15 protein-coding genes are annotated in these 17,713 nt (G+C 71.7%); 12 read left to right on the forward strand and 3 right to left on the reverse strand.

Going from position 1 to position 17,713, the window contains the following annotated elements; all coding sequences use genetic code 11:
- Positions 1 to 94: 94 nt before the first annotated feature.
- From AC27IY_RS35835 to AC27IY_RS35845, 3 genes are all read left to right on the forward strand, one after another.
- The gene (locus AC27IY_RS35835) at positions 95 to 1,006 is read left to right on the forward strand and encodes a phosphotransferase (protein WP_487180721.1); all 912 of its coding nucleotides are present in this window, start codon (positions 95 to 97) and stop codon (positions 1,004 to 1,006) included.
- Between the two features lie 102 nt (positions 1,007 to 1,108).
- Positions 1,109 to 1,546, forward strand: a complete 438-nt coding sequence (locus AC27IY_RS35840) for a hypothetical protein (protein WP_487180722.1) — start codon at positions 1,109 to 1,111, stop codon at positions 1,544 to 1,546.
- A 90-nt stretch (positions 1,547 to 1,636) separates the two neighbouring features.
- On the forward strand, positions 1,637 to 1,807 hold the full coding sequence (locus tag AC27IY_RS35845; RefSeq protein WP_487180723.1) for a hypothetical protein: 171 nt from the start codon (positions 1,637 to 1,639) through the stop codon (positions 1,805 to 1,807).
- Positions 1,808 to 1,814: 7 nt separating this feature from the next.
- Here AC27IY_RS35845 and AC27IY_RS35850 read toward each other — a convergent pair whose 3' ends face one another.
- Positions 1,815 to 2,348, reverse strand: coding sequence for a GNAT family N-acetyltransferase (locus tag AC27IY_RS35850; protein ID WP_487180724.1), 534 nt, complete (start codon positions 2,346 to 2,348; stop codon positions 1,815 to 1,817).
- A 58-nt stretch (positions 2,349 to 2,406) separates the two neighbouring features.
- The gene (locus AC27IY_RS35855) at positions 2,407 to 3,255 is read right to left on the reverse strand and encodes a helix-turn-helix transcriptional regulator (protein ID WP_487180725.1); all 849 of its coding nucleotides are present in this window, start codon (positions 3,253 to 3,255) and stop codon (positions 2,407 to 2,409) included.
- Positions 3,256 to 3,356: 101 nt separating this feature from the next.
- On the opposite strand from AC27IY_RS35855, the gene AC27IY_RS35860 reads away from it, so the two are divergent.
- Complete coding sequence (locus AC27IY_RS35860) at positions 3,357 to 4,121, forward strand: SDR family oxidoreductase (RefSeq protein ID WP_487180726.1); 765 nt, start codon at positions 3,357 to 3,359, stop codon at positions 4,119 to 4,121.
- 61 nt (positions 4,122 to 4,182) lie between these two features.
- On the opposite strand, the gene AC27IY_RS35865 is transcribed toward AC27IY_RS35860, so the two are convergent.
- Complete coding sequence (locus AC27IY_RS35865; protein WP_487180727.1) at positions 4,183 to 5,403, reverse strand: aminotransferase class V-fold PLP-dependent enzyme; 1,221 nt, start codon at positions 5,401 to 5,403, stop codon at positions 4,183 to 4,185.
- Between AC27IY_RS35865 and AC27IY_RS35870 the strand changes: the two genes are divergently transcribed.
- The 8 genes from AC27IY_RS35870 (at position 5,402) to AC27IY_RS35905 (ending at position 17,700) form a co-directional block, all read left to right on the forward strand.
- Entirely contained in the window at positions 5,402 to 6,802 is a 1,401-nt protein-coding gene (locus tag AC27IY_RS35870) for an aminotransferase-like domain-containing protein (RefSeq protein ID WP_487180728.1), read from the forward strand. The genes AC27IY_RS35865 and AC27IY_RS35870 overlap by 2 nt on opposite strands.
- 47 nt (positions 6,803 to 6,849) lie before the next feature.
- A complete protein-coding gene (locus AC27IY_RS35875; protein WP_423449812.1) occupies positions 6,850 to 7,890 on the forward strand; it encodes a LacI family DNA-binding transcriptional regulator in 1,041 nt (346 codons plus the stop codon).
- Between the two features lie 160 nt (positions 7,891 to 8,050).
- On the forward strand, positions 8,051 to 10,147 hold the full coding sequence (locus AC27IY_RS35880; protein ID WP_487180729.1) for an alpha-galactosidase: 2,097 nt from the start codon (positions 8,051 to 8,053) through the stop codon (positions 10,145 to 10,147).
- Between the two features lie 59 nt (positions 10,148 to 10,206).
- Entirely contained in the window at positions 10,207 to 11,526 is a 1,320-nt protein-coding gene (locus tag AC27IY_RS35885; protein WP_487180730.1) for an ABC transporter substrate-binding protein, read from the forward strand.
- A gap of 436 nt (positions 11,527 to 11,962) precedes the next feature.
- Positions 11,963 to 12,526, forward strand: coding sequence for a carbohydrate ABC transporter permease (locus tag AC27IY_RS35890; protein WP_487180801.1), 564 nt, complete (start codon positions 11,963 to 11,965; stop codon positions 12,524 to 12,526).
- Entirely contained in the window at positions 12,523 to 13,398 is an 876-nt protein-coding gene (locus tag AC27IY_RS35895) for a carbohydrate ABC transporter permease (RefSeq protein ID WP_364448283.1), read from the forward strand. Before AC27IY_RS35890 ends, AC27IY_RS35895 begins: the two co-directional genes overlap by 4 nt.
- Positions 13,399 to 13,440: 42 nt before the next feature.
- Positions 13,441 to 16,035, forward strand: a complete 2,595-nt coding sequence (locus AC27IY_RS35900) for a CBM35 domain-containing protein (RefSeq protein WP_487180731.1) — start codon at positions 13,441 to 13,443, stop codon at positions 16,033 to 16,035.
- 204 nt (positions 16,036 to 16,239) lie between these two features.
- A complete protein-coding gene (locus tag AC27IY_RS35905; RefSeq protein WP_487180732.1) occupies positions 16,240 to 17,700 on the forward strand; it encodes an RICIN domain-containing protein in 1,461 nt (486 codons plus the stop codon).
- Positions 17,701 to 17,713: the final 13 nt, after the last annotated feature.

Here is a 17,713-nt window from a genome sequence, read left to right on the forward strand (position 1 = left end):
ACTCCAGCGATATGGTTCGCGATCGCCCCGGAGGTCCTGATTGGCTGGGCGCGTGAGAACCCGGCGGCGTGATTGGGCAGAGCTCCCGGTCATCGTGAGGCGCGAAGTCGAACATCGGTTGGGTGCCGGCGTCCAGGGCTTCGAGGAGCGTCAAGGCGGCTTCTCCTTCGGCGTGCTCGGCGTCGCGACGCTGTCCACCGGGGAGCGGGTGTTCATCAAGGCCGTACGCGACGACGCGGTCAACGTGCAGGACTACCGGACCGAGGCTGCTGTCGCGGCCGCGTTGCCCCCGGCGGTGCCCACGCCAAGGTTGCGATTCTCGTGTGAGCTGGCCGGGTGGCTACTGCTGTGCTTCGATGTCGCGCCGGGCGCGCTGCCGCACGAACCGTGGCGGCCCGAGGAGTTGTCGGCCGCCTTGGAGGCGGTGGCTGAGTGCGCTCTGCGGTTGACGCCCTCGCCGATCGGCGGCCTGCCGACACTGGGCCAGCAGATGGCGGGGCGGTGTGAGATCTGGCGGGAACTGAGGGGAAACGGCGTCCTTGGCACGGTCACCGTTGACAGCATCGGCGCATGGGAACGCAAGCACCTGTCCCGCCTCGCCTCCGTCGAAGCGACGTGGGCCGAGCTGGCAGTCGGCGATACGCTCCTGCACTTTGACCTGCGCTTCGACAACATCATCGTCAGCCCGCGCGGGACCGCGCAGGTGGTCGACTGGGGGCGGGCCTGCATCGGCCCGGCCTGGGGCGATCTGGTCTGCCTGCTGTTGCAGCCCGATCTGGGCAACCTTCGCCCCGACGACATCTTCTCGGGTCACCTGGTCGGCCGAGCCGCTGAGCCCACGCAGGTCGACGCCTTCCTCGTCGCGTTGGCCGGCTACTGGACCCACACGGCATCGCTCCCAGGTCCCGCCCATGCCCCGCATCTGCGGGACCGACGGGAGCACTCACGGCGAGCGACGATCGGCTGGCTCCGACGCCGCTGGTCCCCAGGTGACTCCCAGAGGTAGTTGCGTGATGAGTCTTCAGAGGGCGCCGGCGTGGTTGCCGTGGCGGTCCTCGACACGGTGCACTGAGCAGCAGGCGCGAAGACCACGACGTTGGAGGGCTCGTTGACGACAAATGAGGACGGAACGGACGCGAGACAGGTGTTCATGGCGCTGCCGACCCGAACGGATGACGACAGGACGTCGTTTCAGCAGCGTCTGGCGGCCGTGATCGACGTGCTGGGGATCGAGGTCGGGCCTGAGCCGGCTCCCGGCGATCAGCGGCGCTGGAACCAGCTGGCACGGGTGGCGCTCCGAAAGGCATGCGGCAAGGGCCTGACGCTGTCTGACGCGTCCTTCGACGTACTCGTCAAAGCGGCCGTCCACGACCCGGACCCGAGCTTCAACCGTCACTTCGTCGAACCAGCTCTGAACGCGTTCGGACGCCGTCGCGTCCGATCGGCGCTGCTCGAATATCTGCGAACGGGCACCGACGGGGAGCGGGCTGGCGCTGCGCGAGCGTGGTACTGGTCGGCTCTGCCGCTTCGGCTCAGCCATGTGTGAGCGGAGACTTCGAGCACCGAGAGCCCGGCAGAGCCAGACGACCCGTCGGCCCTGATGCGGGAGTGGCGCCAGGCCGCACTCCGGGAGTTCGTGAGCAACGAGCACCTGGACGTCCGGCGATGCGTTCTCCCCGTGCTGCCGCTCTGGCGATCCGCGTACCCGCCGGAGCTGCATGACCTCGTGGACGCGGCGGTGTCGATCGCCCGCTCGCACCCGGACGAGTACATCCGCCATCGCGTGGAACACCAGGTCCGTGATTGACCACATCTCACGTCAACGTTTTGCCCATCAGCGTGCAGACTGTCTCATAGCGCCGGATCACGCCGTCTGGGCCTTCGGCATCCCATGCGTCAGGCTCGCTGCCATGGGCGACGTAGCCGAGTCGTTCGTACAGCGCTCTCGCACGAGGATTGCTCTCCTCGACGCTCAGCTCCGCGCGGTGCAGTCCCCTGGCGATGATGCGCTGCTCGGCCGCGTGAACCAGAACGGTCCCGATGCCGCAGGACTGCAGAGCGGGGAGCACGGCCAGTTGCCAGAGAGTTCCCGCTCCTGGGCTCACCTCATAGTCCACGCCGCCGATCCCCACCGGCCGGCCGGACGGGGGACAGACGGCCAGGTAGTCCACGACGCCGCTCCGCGCGCGCTCGAGCTCCCGCGCGACGTAAGTCAGGTGCAGAGCCGAACCGGACCACGAACACCACTGCAGATCCTCCTGGGTCAGATCACGCACTGACAAATTGACGACGACAGCCGGCATCGACAGCACCTCCTTGCCGGACAGCGTCTCTGCCGGGGCCTTCACCTGGCAACTGAGTTCTCAAGCGCCGGCGCGGCGAGCCCCGCGCTGAAGCTGAGGAGGCTCAGCGCTCCGCTTCCGCGAAGGGGCCGTGGCCGAGGACGGCGAGCAGCCGCAGTTTCTCGAAGTCCTCGGTGCGCGGCGCGGCGGTGAGCACGAGCAGCGTCTGGGACTGGTCCTCGGTGAACAGCGCCTGGCAGTCCAGCTCGATCGGCCCGATCTCGGGATGGACCAGCGTCTTGTGGTCCTCGAACCGCCGGACGACCTCGTGCCGTGCCCAGAGCTCGGCGAACTCCTCGCTCGTCTTCCGCAGGACGCGGACGAGCTCGCCGGCCCGCGACCGGGGCCCGCGCAGGCCGTACGCGACGCGCAGGTTCGCGACCTGGGCCCGGCTCTGCCGGTCGCGGTCGGCCTCGGGGTAGAGCGTGCGCTCCGAGGGGTCGGTGAACCAGCGGTAGATCGCGCTGCGCGCCAGGCCGGTGTGCTTGGCGGCGTCCCCGAACAGGGCGGCGGCCGGTCTGTTCTGCACCAGCGTCTCGGCCAGGTCGGACAGGATGAGCGCCGGGGTGTCGTCGAGCCGGTCGAGCACCCGCAGCAGCGCGGGCGCGACGTGCGTCGAGGCGGACAGCGTCGCGGGCGCGTTGTGCCCGGCGATTCGGTACAGGTAGTCGCGCTCGTCGCCGGTCAGCCGCAGCGCGCGGGCGAGGGAGGCCAGCATCTGCTCGCTGGGCTGGGGGCCGCGCCGCTGCTCAAGCCGCGTGTAGTAGTCGGTCGACATGACGGCGAGGGAGGCGACCTCCTCGCGCCGCAGCCCGGGGGCCCGGCGGCGGGCGCCCTCGGGCAGGCCGACGTCCCCGGGCTGGAGCGCCTCGCGGCGGCGGCGCAGGAAGTCGGCCAGTGCTGCACGGTCCATATGACCGATTATGGGGTGCGGCCGCCGGGCGAGGCAGGGATCGCCGATCCCCCGATGACCCATCTCTGCCTGCGCCTCGACGGTTCGGGAACGATCGGTACATGCACATTTCCGGAAACACCATTTTCATCCCCGGCTCCACCAGCGGCATCGGCCTCGCGCTCGCCCTTGAGCTGCAGGCCAGGGGGAACACCGTCATCGTCGGCGGCCGGCGCGCCGAACTGCTCGAACGGATCGCGGCCGAGCACCCCGGCATCCACACCGTCCAGATCGACACCACCGACCCGGCGAGCATCGCGGACGCCGCCAAGCGGGTGCTCGCCGCGCATCCTGACCTCAACGTCCTGGTGACGATGGCCGGCGTGATGCGCGTCGAGGACTGGCGCGACCCCGCGTCGTTCCTCGCCACCGCCGAGGAGACCGTGATCACGAACGTGCTCGGCCCGATCAGGCTCATCGCCGCGTTCGTCGAGCACCTGCGCGAGCGGCCGGACGCCACGATCATGACGGTCTCCTCGGGCCTGGCGTTCGCGCCGCTCAAGGCCACGCCGAGCTACAACGCCTCGAAGGCGGCCATCCACATGCTCAGCGAGTCGATCCGGCTGCAGCTGGCCGGCACGTCGGTGAAGGTCGTGGAGCTCGTGCCGCCGTCCGTCCGCACCGCGCTGCTGCCGGGGCAGGAGGACAACGAGCACGCCATGCCGCTCGACGCGTTCGTGGCGGAGGTGGTCGGGCTGATCGAGGCTCAGCCCGACGCGAAGGAGATCCAGGTCGAACGGGTGAAGTTCCTGCGCTACGGCGAGGCCCGCGGCGACTACGACCAGGTGGTCGAGACGCTCAACGCCGCCGACCCGCACGGCAAGTAGGCCGGTCGGTACGGGCCTGCGCGCCCGCGCCATGACGCGCAGGGCGCACCTCGGCCGGTGGTCACCGCGCCCCCGCGAGCTCCGCCACGGTCGCGGCGACCTCGTCGACCTCGTCCTCGGTGTTGTAGTAGTGCGGCGACAGGCGCACGCACCAGTCCACGTCCTTGTCGCCGAAGTCGTACTGGGCGAACTCGCGGAAGCTGAGCGCCGAGTTGATCTTCCGGGCGTCCAGGGCGGCCTTGAACGGCTGGGGCTGCCGGCCCTCGATGGCGAAGGTGACCAGCGCGCCCAGCCGGGCGCCCCGGTCGAGCACGCGCACCCCGGGCACCTCGGCCAGCGACCGGCGCAGCCGGGCGGCCAGCGCGGGGGTGCGGTCGGCGATGACGTCCAGGCCGACCTGCCGGGCGTAGCGCGCGGCCTCGGCGCATCCCAGCACGGCGGCGTAGGGGAACTCCCAGTCCTCGAAGCGGGCGGCCGTCTCCACCGGCTGGTAGCGGTCCTCCGCCACCCAGCGCGCGCCGTACATGTCGATGAACAGCGGCTCGTATCCGGCGCGCAGGACGCGGTCGCCGACGTAGAGGAAGCCCGTGCCCCGTGGTCCGCGCAGGAACTTGCGGCAGGTGGAGGTGAGCAGGTCGCAGCCGATCTCCTCGACGTCGATCGGGTACTGGCCGAGCGACTGGCAGGCGTCGACGAGGTAGAGCAGGTCCAGCTCGCGGCAGTGCCGGCCGATCTCGGCGACCGGCTGGACGAGACCGGAGTTGGTGGGAATGTGCGTGGCGGCGACCAGCCGGGGCCGGTGCTCGCGCATGAGCGCGGCCATGGCGTCCACGTCCACCCCGCCCTCCGGCACGTCGGGCGCGTGGATCACGCGCACGCCGTGGCGCTTGCGCAGTGACAGGAAGGCGATCTGGTTGGAGATGAAGTCGTTGCGGGTGGTCAGGATCACGTCGTCGCGCTCGAAGGGGATCGCCGACAGCGCGGTGGTGTAGGCGTGGGTGGCGCTGCTGGCGAAGGCGATGTTGCCGGGGCCGCAGTTGATCAGGGCGGCCAGCTCGTCGTAGAAGCCCCGCACCTGTTCGGCCCGGGCGGCCGCCGCCTCGTAACCGCCGATCTGCGCTTCCAGCCGCAGGTGGTCGAGCATCGCGGTCAGCACGGACGCCGGCGCGAGGCCGCAGCCGGCGTTGTTGAAGTGCACGACGTTCGCGACGCCCGGCGTGTCGGCCCGCAGGGCCAGTAGTGATTCTGGGCTAAGGATAGAAGTGCTACCGTCATTCCTCATGAACGAGGGTAGCACTTCTGACGAATTGGCGGCGAGCCTGCGCGCGCTGGTGGCCGGCCTGGCTCCCGGCGATCGGCTGCCCAGCAGCCGCGAGCTGACCGAGAAACACCGGGTCGGTCCCGGGACGGTCTCGCGCGCCATCGCGACGCTGGCCGCCGAAGGGCTGGTGGTGACCAGGCCCGGCTCCGGCACGTTCGTCGCGCCGCGCCGCCGCGGGACGGGCGACGAGGCCGCCGACACCTCCTGGCAGGCGGTCGCGCTGGCCGGACGTGACTACGACACGGCCAACGCCCTCGAAGCCGCGCAGTACCTCCCCGCTCAAGGGATCGCCATGTCGGGCGGCTACCTGCACGAATCCCTCCAGCCCGTACCGGCCCTGAGCGCCGCCCTGGCCCGCGCGGCCCGGCGGCCCGACGCCTGGCACCGCGCGCCGAGCGCCGGCCTGGAGTCCCTGCGGACGATCTTCGCGAGGCAGATCGGCGCCGGCCTCACCCCGCAGGACGTGCTGATCACCGGTGGCGGCCAGAGCGCGCTGTCCATGCTGTTCCGGGCGATCGTCGCGCCCGGCAGCCCGGTCCTCATGGAGTCGCCCACCTACCCGGGCGCACTGAACGCGGCCCGGGCCGCCGGGCTGCGGCCGGTCCCGGTGCCCATGGACGACGAAGGCATCCGCCTCGACCTGCTCGCCGACGCCTTCGCCATGACCGGCGCCCGGCTGCTGTACTGCCAGCCCACCTTCCACAACCCCACCGGCACGGTGCTGGCGGCCGAACGGCGCGCCCGGATCGGCGACGTCGCCCACGCGGCGGGCGCCTTCCTCATCGAGGACGACTTCGCCCGCCACCTCGGTCACGGCCGCCCCGTGCCCCCACCGCTGATCACCGGCGACCGCCACGGCACGGTGATCCACCTCACCTCGCTCACCAAACCCGCCTCGCCGAGCCTGCGCATCGGGGCCGTCGCCGCCCGCGGGCCGGTGATGCGCAGGCTGCAGGGCATGCGCTACGTGGACGACTTCTTCATCGCCCGCCCCCTCCAGGAAGCCGCCGTCGAACTGCTCAGCGCCCCCGCGTGGCACCGTCACCTGCAGGCCCTCGCGGCCTCCCTGTTCGAACGATGCGCCGTGCTGGCCGGCAGCCTCGCCCGGGACCTGCCCGAATGGCACCTCACCCGGCTTCCGGCCGGCGGCCTGCACCTGTGGGTCCGCCTGCCCCCGGGATCCGACGACGCCGTGGTCGCCGAGGCGGCCCGCGCCCGCGGCGTCACCGTCAACGCCGGACACCGCTTCTTCCCGGCGGAGCCGGCCGGCCCCTGCCTGCGGCTCAGCTTCGCGGCCGCGGCCAACCCGGCCGAGCTGGCCGAGGGCGTCCGCCTGCTCCGATCGGCGGACGCGACCTGAAGATCCGCAGGGCGGCCGGTTCCGGGGGCCGGGCCTACCATGTGAGCGTGACCTCGACACCCCGCCGCGCGTCCAGGAGCGCCGTCGCCGTGCCCAGCATCCGGGACGTCGCGGCCGCGGCCGGGGTGTCGTACCAGACGGTCTCGCGGGTGCTCAACGACTCGCCCAAGGTGCGCGCCGAGACCCGCGCCGCGGTGCTGGCGGCCATCGACCGGCTCGGCTTCCGGCCGAGCCGCGCCGCCCGCGCGCTCAGCCTCGGACGGGCCCGCTCCATCACCGTGGTGACGTCCAACACGGTCCTGTACGGCTACGCCGCCACCTTGCAGGGCATCGAGGAGGCCGCGCGCGCGGCCGGCCTGGCCGTCGGGATCCGGGTGGTGGAGTCGGCCGAGCCCGCCGAGGTGAAACAGACCGTCGACGACGTCAGCGACGCCAGCGCGGGCGGCGTGGTGGTGATCGCGTTCGACCCGATGGGCGTGGCGGTGCTGGAGGCGCTGCCCCGGCACGTCCCCGCCGTGGCCGCCGCCGAGCCGGCCGCCCCCGACCGGGGCCGGGTGTCGATCGCGCTGGACGAGCGCCGCGCCGCCGCCGACGCGACCCGGCACCTGCTGGCGCTCGGCCACCGGACCGTGCACCACGTGGCGATCCCGTCCGAGGGCCGGGCGGGCGGCCGGCTGGCCGGCTGGCGCGACGCGCTGGGCGAGTCGGGTGCGCCGATCCCCGCCGTGCTCGACTGCGGCTGGGACATCGCCTCGGCCTACGCCGCCGGGCGGCGGCTGGCCGCCGAGCCGGACGTGACCGCCATCCTGTGCGGCAACGACGACATCGCCCAGGGGGTGCGCCGGGCGTTGTACGACGCGGGCAAGGCGGTGCCCGGCGACGTGAGCATCGTCGGCTTCGACGACATCCCGGGCTCGGCGTACTGGACGCCCGCGCTGACCACGGTCCGGATGGACTTCGCGGGGCTGGGGCGGGCCTGCTTCCACGCGGCCGTGGCCGAGCTGACCGGCCAGGAGCAGCCGGAGCCCGCCCTGGTCGCGCCCAGCCTGGTGGTGCGCGAGTCGACCGGCAGCCCCCGGCGCTCGTAGCAGCGCTTCTGGAAACCTGCGCGTAACGATCCCGCAAACAGGTCTTCCCTCGTGTCGGTGTGACCGCTCACACTGCCCTTGTGACCGGTCACACCAACGGCGCCACCACCGGTGCCGGTGCGACCACGAGAGCACGTGAAGCACGAAAGAGAGTCCCTTGATGCCTGCTGACGTCGTTGAGATCCTGCGCTGGGGCCACTCCGGCCTCGCCGCCGTCCTGGAGGTCCACCCGGATCGCCCGGTGGCGCTGCGCGAGCTGACCGCCGGGCCGGTCAGCGTGCGGGCGCGGGTCTCCCAGCCGGTGGTGGAGGTGCTGGTGCCCGGCGAGGGCCGGGCGCGCGCCTCGCAGCGGCTCTCGGAGACGGCGGTGGGCTCCCGGCTGCGCTACGCCGGGTCCGAGCAGTCCAGCGCGGACGGCTGGCACGAGCTGCGGGTGCGGATGCGGGACGAGGTGTCCGGGCTGGCCGCCGAGCTGACCCTGCGCTCGCCCGACGGCGTGCCGGCCGTGCAGGCGTCGGTGCGGGTGACGAACCGGGGCGAGGAGCCGGTGCTCCTGCTGGCCGTGACCTCCTTCGCCGCGGGCTTCCTCGGCCTGCCGGCCGCCGACCTGGACGTCCTGTACGGCGACAGCGACTGGCTGGGCGAGAACCGCTGGACCAGCAGGCCGCTCGCCGACCACGTACCCGACCTCGGCCTGACCGGGCACGGCCAGCACGGCAAGAGCGTCTTCGCGCTGACCAGCACCGGCACCTGGTCGAGCGGGAGGCACGTGCCGATGGGCGGGCTGAGCGAGCGGCGTACCGGCCGGACCTGGCTGTGGCAGATCGAGCACAACGGCGCGTGGCGGTGGGAGGCCGGCGACCGGATGGACGGCGCGTACGTCGCGCTGTCCGGCCCCACCGATCCCGACCACCAGTGGAGCGAGCTGCTGGCGCCCGGCGAGTCGTTCGTCACCGTGCCCGTCTCGGTCGCCGTCTCCGACGCCGGCGTGGAGGGCGCGGCGGCGGCGCTGACCGCGCACCGTCGCGCGCTGCTGCGCCCCCATCCGGACCGGCCGGCGCTGCCGGTCGTGTTCAACGACTACATGAACACGCTGATGGGCGACCCGACGACGGACAAACTGCTGCCGCTCATCGACGCCGCCGCCGCGGCCGGCGCGGAGGTCTTCTGCGTGGACGCCGGCTGGTACGACGACGGCGGCGACTGGTGGGACAGCGTGGGGGAGTGGCTGCCGTCCCGGTCCCGCTTCCCGCGCGGCCTGGAGGAGGTGCTGGCCAGGATCGCCGGGCACGGCATGACGGCCGGGCTGTGGCTGGAGCCGGAGGTGATCGGCGTACGCAGCCCGATGGCCGGCAAGCTGCCCCCCGAGGCGTTCCTCCAGCGCGGCGGCGTGCGCCTGGCCGAGCACGGCCGCCACCACCTGGACCTGCGCCACCCGGCGGCCGTCGCGCACCTGGACCAGGTGGTGGACCGGCTGGTCGAGGAGCTGGGAGTCGGCTACTTCAAGCTCGACTACAACGTCAACCCCGGCGCGGGCACCGACGTCGGCGCCACGAGCGTCGGCGCGGGGCTGCTCGCCCACAACCGGGCGCACCTGGCCTGGCTGGAGGGTGTGCTGGACCGCCATCCGCACCTGGTGCTGGAGAACTGCGGCTCGGGCGCGATGCGCATGGACTACGCGATGCTCTCGCGCCTGCAGCTCCAGTCCACCAGCGACCAGCAGGACTTCCTCCGCTACCCGCCGATCGCGGTCGCGGCCCCGCTGTCGATGCTGCCCGAGCAGGCCGCCAACTGGGCCTACCCCCAGCCCGGGATGACGGACGAGGAGATCGCCTTCACGATGTGCACCGGCATCATGGGCCGGCTCTACCTGTCGGGCAACCTGCACCGGATGACGCCGGAGCAGCTCGCCCTGGTCCGGGACGGCGTACGGCTCCACCAGAGCCTGCGTCCGGACCTGCTGCGCGCCACGCCGTGCTGGCCGCTCGGCCTGCCCGGCTGGGACGACCCGTGGCTCGCCCTCGGCCTGCGCACGGAACACGGCACCCACCTCGGGATCTGGCGCAGGCCGGGCGCCGGGGAGACCACGGTGCTGCGCCTGCCCCACCTGGCCGGGCGCGACCTGCGCGCGCAGGCCGCCTACCCGGCTCCTCAGGAGGGCTGGTCCGCCGCCTGGAACCCGCGGACCGCGGAGCTGACCGTCACGGCGACGGTTCCCGCGCCTACCGCCCGAATTCTGCACCTTCGTCCCTACTAATCTCCCTAAAGGGATGTTCGACGCCAAAGGCGGGCGAACATGGATAAAGGAAGCAAACCGTGAAGCTCGTACCGCGTGTCGCCGCTGTCGCGGCCCTCGCCCTGGCCGTCGCGGCCTGCAGCGATCCCTCCGCCGGCCCCGCCGCGCCGGCCGCAGGCAGCTCCCCGGCCGCCTGGCCGTCGCCCACCTCCCGGCTGGACGGGGTCACGTTGACCATCTGGGCCGCCCAGAACAGCAACACCGTGCCCAAAGCCGTCACCGACGCCTTCACCCAGGCCACCGGCGCCAAGGTCGAGGTCGTCACCATCCCCGACCCGTACGAGCAGGGCGTGCAGACCAAGGTCGCCACCGGCGACAAGCCCGACCTGGCCTTCTGGCAGCCGACGGCGTCCATGCTCACCGCGCTCAACGCCCGCGCCAACCTGCAGCCCCTCGACGGCGCGCCCTGGGTCGAGTCGCTGTCGCCGGAGCTGCGCGACATCACCGGCCTGCTGGACAAGACCCGCTACGCCGCGCTCGTCACCAGCCCCGCCGTCGAGGGCGTCTACTACAACAAGCAGGTCTTCGCCGCCCACGGCATCAAGGAGACGCCCAAGAACTTCGACGAGATGCTGGAGGTCGCCCGGACGCTCAAGGGCAAGGGCGTCACCCCGTTCTTCGAGATGGCCGGCGACAAGTGGGCCACCCAGTGGTGGGTGCAGGTCCAGCTCGCCGATGCCGCCAAGGACGGCCTGTGGGACCGGGTCAACACCGGCAAGGAGACCTTCGAGGACAAGACGGTCCTCGACGCCATCAAGAAGTACAAGGCGCTCATCGACGAGGGCCTGTTCAACTCCGACATCAAGACCGCCAAGTTCGAGGACCAGGGCGAGGCGCTGCTGTCCGGCAAGGCCGCCATGGCGATCCAGGTCAACTCGTTCTTCGGCCAGCTCCAGGCCAAGGCCGACACCGCCGAGCTGGACGAGAAGATCGGCTTCTTCCCGATCTCGCCCAGCGGCAACGTCGGCACCTCCATCCCCGACCAGTCCAACGCGCTGGTCGCCTTCCGCACCGGCGACGACAAGCGGGAGGCCGCGGCCCGGCAGCTGCTGGCGTACTGGATGGGGCCCGGCTACGCCGCCTTCGTCGCCGACCGCAAGACCGTGTCGCTGCGCCCGGACGTGCCCACGCCCGACGGCGTGCCGCAGGCGCTGCGGGACGTGCACGCCTCGCTCGGCCAGTCGGTCGGCTCCATGCAGTCACTGGCCGTCGCCAACCCGGACCTGTATCTCAACCTGGCCGACATGATCACCGGCAGCCTGACGCCCGAGCAGGTGGCCGCCGCAACCCAGAAGCAGTTCGCCCAGCTCGCCAAGGCCGCCGGCGCCACCGGCTTCTGACCGCACCGGCGGGAGGCGGCCCCCGGCCTCCCGCCTCTTCCCCACACCCCCAAGGAGCCGATGGTGCCGACCGGCCAGCAGACGCTCACCCGCCCAGCACGCCGCGTCCCGGCCGCCCGGCCGGCCGGGGTCGCGCGCAACCGCACGCACCCGATGTGGTTCCTCGTCCCGGCGTTCGTGATCCTGTTCGTGTTCTTCTTCCTGCCGACCCTGTTCAACTTCATCTACGCCTTCACCGACTGGTCCAGCTTCAAGAGCGACATCCGCCCGGTCGGCTTCGACAACTTCACCGATCTGCTGTCGGACGGCACCCTGTTCAGCGCCCTGCGCATCACCGTGATCTACGCCGCCCTGGTCGCGCTGCTTCAGAACCTGTTCGGCTTCGGCCTGGCCGTGCTGCTGGAGAAGGACACCTGGGCTCAACCGGGCCGCCCGCATCGTCTTCGTCGTCCCGGTGCTGAATGTCGCTCTGGCCGTCGGCTACCTCTTCCAGGCCCTGCTCAAGCCCGACGGCAGCCTCAACGACCTGCTGTCGGCCGTGACCAGGCAGCAGGTGGAGATCGCCTGGCTGGGCAGCACCACCTGGACGCTCGTGCTGGCCGCGGCCATCCACGCCTGGAAGTGGATGGGCCTGTCCATGCTCATCTACCTGGCCGGGCTCAAGACCGTGCCCGAGGACGTCACCGAGGCCGCCCGCATCGACGGCGCCACCGGGTGGCAGGCGTTCTGGGCGGTGCGCTTCCCGCTGCTGGCCCCCGCGATCACCTTCAACGTGGCCACCGCCCTGCTCGGCTCCATGAACGGCTTCGACATCGTGCAGGCGCTCACCGGCGGCGGCCCGGCCCGCAGCACCGAGATCCTCAACATCTTCATCTACCGCACCTTCGGCCAGGGCCTGTTCGCCCAGGCCACCACCATGAGCCTGGTGCTGTTCCTCATGGTCGCGCTGCTGGCCTTCCCGGTCATCCGCGTCCTGCGCAAGAGGGAGGACATCCTGTGACCGCCCCCGTCTACGGCGCGCCGCGCCGCCGCGTCACCCGCCCGCCGGCCGCCCGCGGCTGGGCCGCGCGGCTGCGGCCCGCCGCCGTCGTCGCGCTCGTCGCGCTCGTCATGGGCGTGCCGCTGTGGCTGGTCGTGGTCACCGCCGGCAAGTCGCAGGGCGAGGCGCTGTCGCCGGACCTGTCCCTGCCCTCGCGCTGGCAGCTCTGGGACAACCTGGCCCAGGTCTGGCAGCAGGGCGAGGTGCCGAAGGCGTTCCTCGGCAGCGTGCTCGTGGTCGCGCCGTCGGTCGCTCTGGTGCTGGCGTTCGGCTCGATGGCCTCCTGGATCCTGGCCCGCCGCGCCAGCCGGCTCAACGCCGTGCTGTACGCCCTGGCCATCAGCGGCATCGTGCTGCCGCCCGCCGTGGTCACCATCGTGCTCCTGCTGCGCCAGCTCGGCCTGGCCGGCAGCCCGGTCGGCATGATCGGCGTCTACGTCGGCATCTACATGTCCACGGTGATCTTCTTCGTCACCGGGTTCGTCCGTACCGTGCCGCTGTCGCTGGAGGAGGCCGCGCGCATGGACGGCGCCGGTCCCGTGCGGGTGTTCTTCTCCGTGATCCTGCCGCTGCTGCGGCCGGTGCTGGCCACCGCGACCATCCTCATCTGCCTGTACGTCTGGAACGACGTGTTCTACGCCTTCTTCGTCATCGGCGGCCGGCTCGACACGCTGCCGCTGAACCTCTTCCAGGTCGCCAACGCCGGCCTCTACCTCAACAACTGGCACCTGATCTTCGCCTACATCATCCTCATGAGCCTGCCGCTGCTGGTCGTCTTCGCCGTCGCCCAGCGGAAGATCATCTCCGGCATCACCGGCGGCGCCGTCAAGTAGCCGGCCCGTCCGTCCCCCCATCCCCCCATGAGAGAGGACGTCATGCCCCGACCCCAGCCCCGAGCACGCGCGGCGACGGCCGCCGCCGCGTTGGGTCTCGCCTCACTGACCGCCGTCCCGGCCCACGCCGCCGCCCCCGACGTGGTGGCGGTGGACTTCGCCCAGCGCACCGGCGCGGTGCACGGTGGCGCGACCGGCATGCTGTACGGCCTGTCGGACCCCGGCGTGCCCGGCGACTCCCTCCTCGCCGGCGCCCGGCCGCGTACGATCGCCCAGAAGGCCCCGGACGGCGACCAGCACCCCAACGGCGACGCGCTCAAGGTCGCCGACGGCTTCTTCGACGCGGGCGGCGAGGAGATCGTCGTCTACATGCAGGACGTCTACAGCCAGTGGCCCTACGAGAACCGCGGCATCGACGACTACCTCGCCAAGGTGGACACGATGGTCCGCAAGGTCGTGCGCGAGCGACCGAAGGACAAGGGCAAGTTCGTCTGGGTGCCGTTCAACGAGCCCGACGGCATCTGGTACCAGAACTGGACCACCTCGAAACAGAAGTTCTTCAGCGACTGGAAGGCGGTGTTCGAGCGCATCCGCTCCATCGACCCCGCCGCCCGCATCGTCGGCCCCAACGAGGCCAACTACAACCCCGGCCGCCTGCGCGACTTCCTCACCTGGGCCAAGGCCACCTCGTGCGCCGGCGACCAGCAGGGCAACTGCCTGCCCGACATCATGGCCTGGCACGAGCTGTCGCGCAGCCGGCTCGCCGACTACCGCGGCCACTACGAGGACTACCGCCGGATGGAGCGCGAGCTCGGCATCGGCCCGCTGCCCATCAACATCGACGAGTACGGCAACCGCCGCGACATGTCCGTCCCCGGGCAGATCATCCAGTGGATCTCCCTGTTCGAGGACACCAAGGTCGACGCCGACATGGCCTACTGGACCTACGCCGGCAACCTCGACGACCACGCCGTGCGCACCCGCCAGGCCAACGGCGGCTGGTGGCTGCTCAAGTGGTACGCCGACCTGACCGGGCAGACGGTCAGGACCACCCCGCCGCAGATCGATGTGGCCGACACCGTGCAGGCGGTCGCCGCCATCGACGAGTCCGCCCGGCGCGGCACCGTCCTGGTCGGCGGCGGCGCGCAGCCCGTCCGCCTCGACGTCTCCGGCCTCGCGGCCGCCGTCTTCGGCCCGCAGGTCGACGTCCTGGTCTCCAGGACGACGTGGAGCGGGTACGAGGGCGACGCGCTCAAGCCGCCGGTCGTCGCCGCGCGGCGGACCGCCGTACGGGACGGGCGCATCCAGGTGGACCTGCCCGGCGGGGACGTGATGGCCGCCTACCGGGTCACGATCGTGCCCTCCACCGGGGCCGCGCCCGCCACGGACGCGCCGTGGAGCACGTCGGTGGAGGCCGAGTCGGCCACCCTCACCGCCGCGCAGGCGTTCGACCAGGACACCACGGCGGACCCGCAGCTCTACGCCACCTCCGGCAGGCGCGACGTCGGCGCGATGAACCAGACCGGGTCGGCCGTGACGTTCTCGGTCACCGTGCCCCGCGACGGCCGCTACCGGCTCGGCATCCTCCAGGGCGCCAACAAGATCCCCGGCAGGCACGCGCTCTTCGTGGACGGCAGGCTCGACCGGATCGTGCAGTACTCGGCCAACCTGAGCTGGACCTACCGGGGGCGTACCGACGTGGAGCTGGCGCTGGCCGCCGGCACCCACCAGCTGTCCCTGCGCACCAGCGCCGACGGGGCCACGCGGCTGCCCGGCAGCGACATCACGCTCGACAGGTTCGACCTCACCGAGGTCACCGGGGCGGAGCGGGCCGCGTACCCGGCCGACGAGGCGCGGCTGTCGGGCGGGGCGCGCATCACCCGCGAGGGGAAGGGCCCGGCGATCGCCCTCGGCGGCGGCGCCCGCGCCACCTTCTTCGTCGCCGCCGGCCAGGACGGCTACCACGACCTGACCCTCTCCTACAAGGCGAGCGCCGCCGGCGACCTGGGGGTCCGCCTCGACGGCCGCGAGGTGCGCGGCCTGCGGGCCACCCGCCCCGGCGAGGGCGCCTCCCGTGCCCGGGTCTACCTGCCGGCCGGCGTCTCCAAGGTCGAGGTGAGCGGCCCGGCCGGGCTGGAGCTGCGCGAGCTCACCACGGTCAGGACCGCGCAGGCCGACACCGCGATCCACCGGGTCGAGGCCGAGCAGGCGCGGCTGGCGGGCACGGCGAAGGCGGTCACCGTCCCCGCCACGAGCGCGTCCAACGCCTCCGGCGGCGTGTACGTGGGCGACCTCGGCAACGGCGCGGGCAACACGCTGACCCTCGCCCGCCCGGCCGGGTTCGGCGCCGGCGAGTACGTCCTGCTCACCCACTACGCCAACGCCGACCGCAACACCGGGCATCCGTACAACACCGACGTCATCAGCCGCTTCCTCGACATCACCGAGACCGGCGGCGCGACGACCCGCGGCGTGTTCCGGCACAACTACGCCTGGGACAACTTCTGGCCCCAGGCCACGCCGCTCACCCTCACCACCCAGGACGGCGCGCTCGTCCTCGGCAACGCGGGCGCCTACGGGCCCAACGTGGACCGGCTGGAGCTCGCCCGCCTCGTCCTGGAGGTCCAGAACAGCTGACACGCCCCTGCGGAACTGGGCCTTTTCTCGGTGCTGTGTTAGCGCTAACTTGACTGTGTCAGACGGATTTCTCTCCGAGCGGGCGTCAACGATCACGCGGTGAGCGACGCCCGCACGGAGAGAACCATGACAGGCACCACGTCTCGTCGCGCCCGCCCGACCGCGCGACCGATCGCCACGACGACGCACGAGAGGGGTTCCTTCATGGACACATCCCGAGGCAGGCGGCTGCTCGCCGGGCTTGCGGCCCTGCTGCTGCTGCCGATCACCGTGGTGAGCTTATGGACGACGCCCGCGGCGGCCGCGACCAGTCAGTTCCGCGGCATGAACTGGGCGGTGCTGGGCGACAACTTCAGCACCGCCCCGCTCGTCGTCGACGGGCTGAGCGGCTCCGACAGCTACGCCACCGTGCTGGCCAAGGCCAACGCGCTGTACGAAGACATGCAGTCCACACTCGGCGTGAACACCGTCCGCCTGCCGATCAACACCCACACCGTCGGCACCGCCTGGTGGAACGCCTACCGTGGCGCCGTGGACGCCGCCACGGCGCGCGGATGGAAGGTCATCCTCGCCTACTGGGAGGACGGCGCTGCCTCCGGGGGCCGCATCACCAACCTGGCGGCCTGGAACTCGATGTGGTCGACCGTGACCGCCCAGTACGGGTCGAACGGTCTCGTGTACTTCGAGCCGATGAACGAGCCCCACGGCTACAGCTCCGCCGAGTGGCGCAACCTCGCCGCCGACTGGCTGACCTACCACTACTCGGCCCCGCCGAACCGGGTGCTCGTCGGCGGCACCGGCTACAGCCAGGACCTCCGTGACCTGTGCAACGACGCGCGTTTCGCCGGCACGCTGTTCTCGTTCCACCACTACGCGTTCTTCTACTCCGCGAACACGTACGACGGCTGGCGGTCCCACGTCCAGACGCGCCTCGGCAACTGCGCCTCCCGGGCGGTCGTGACCGAGTTCGGGGCCCCGATGAACAACGGCCTGAACTACGCCGACGCGAACAGCACGGACAACTTCGTCCGCCACATCCGCGCCGTCACCCAGGTGATGCGGGACAACGCCATGGGCGGCACCTACTGGCCGGCCCTCGGCGGCAAGCCCGGCGACATCGGCTACGACTGGTACGCGATGTACGCCAAGAGCGGCAGCGGCACCAACCTCGACCTCACGATCCGCAACCAGTCCGGCGCGACCCGCCTGCGCTACGGCTGGGGTGACGCCGTCGACGGCGGCGGCGGCCCCACGACGACCCAGATCGTCAACCAGAACTCCGGCAAGTGCGTCGACGTCCTGCAGGCCTCGACCGGGAACGCCGCCGAGATCATCCAGTACACCTGCACCGGCGCCGCCAACCAGCAGTGGCAACTGCGCGATCTCGGCAACGGCTACCACAACCTCGTGGCGCAGCACTCCGGCAAGTGCCTCGACGTCAACAACGCCTCCACCGCCGACAACGCGGCCGTCATCCAGTACACGTGCGGCAGCGGCACCAACCAGCAGTGGCAGCTCCGCGCCGTGCCCGGCACGAGCTACGTCGAGATCGTCGCCCGGCACTCGGGCAAGTGCCTCGACGTGTCCGGCCAGTCGACGGCGAACAGCGCCCGCCTCCAGCAGTACGCCTGCTGGGGCGGCGCCAACCAGCACTGGGACGCCTGACGCCACACCACAC

The organism is Nonomuraea sp. B208, from assembly GCF_057536035.1.

Coding starts and splice junctions, on each gene's coding strand:
- AC27IY_RS35855 (WP_487180725.1), bottom strand. CDS start 3,255: ATGGACCGTGCAGCACTGGCCGACTTCCTGCGCCGCCGCCGCGAGGCG.
- AC27IY_RS35865 (WP_487180727.1), bottom strand. CDS start 5,403: ATGAGGAATGACGGTAGCACTTCTATCCTTAGCCCAGAATCACTACTG.
- AC27IY_RS35880 (WP_487180729.1), top strand. CDS start 8,051: ATGCCTGCTGACGTCGTTGAGATCCTGCGCTGGGGCCACTCCGGCCTC.
- AC27IY_RS35860 (WP_487180726.1), top strand. CDS start 3,357: ATGCACATTTCCGGAAACACCATTTTCATCCCCGGCTCCACCAGCGGC.
- AC27IY_RS35900 (WP_487180731.1), top strand. CDS start 13,441: ATGCCCCGACCCCAGCCCCGAGCACGCGCGGCGACGGCCGCCGCCGCG.
- AC27IY_RS35905 (WP_487180732.1), top strand. CDS start 16,240: ATGGACACATCCCGAGGCAGGCGGCTGCTCGCCGGGCTTGCGGCCCTG.
- AC27IY_RS35870 (WP_487180728.1), top strand. CDS start 5,402: ATGAACGAGGGTAGCACTTCTGACGAATTGGCGGCGAGCCTGCGCGCG.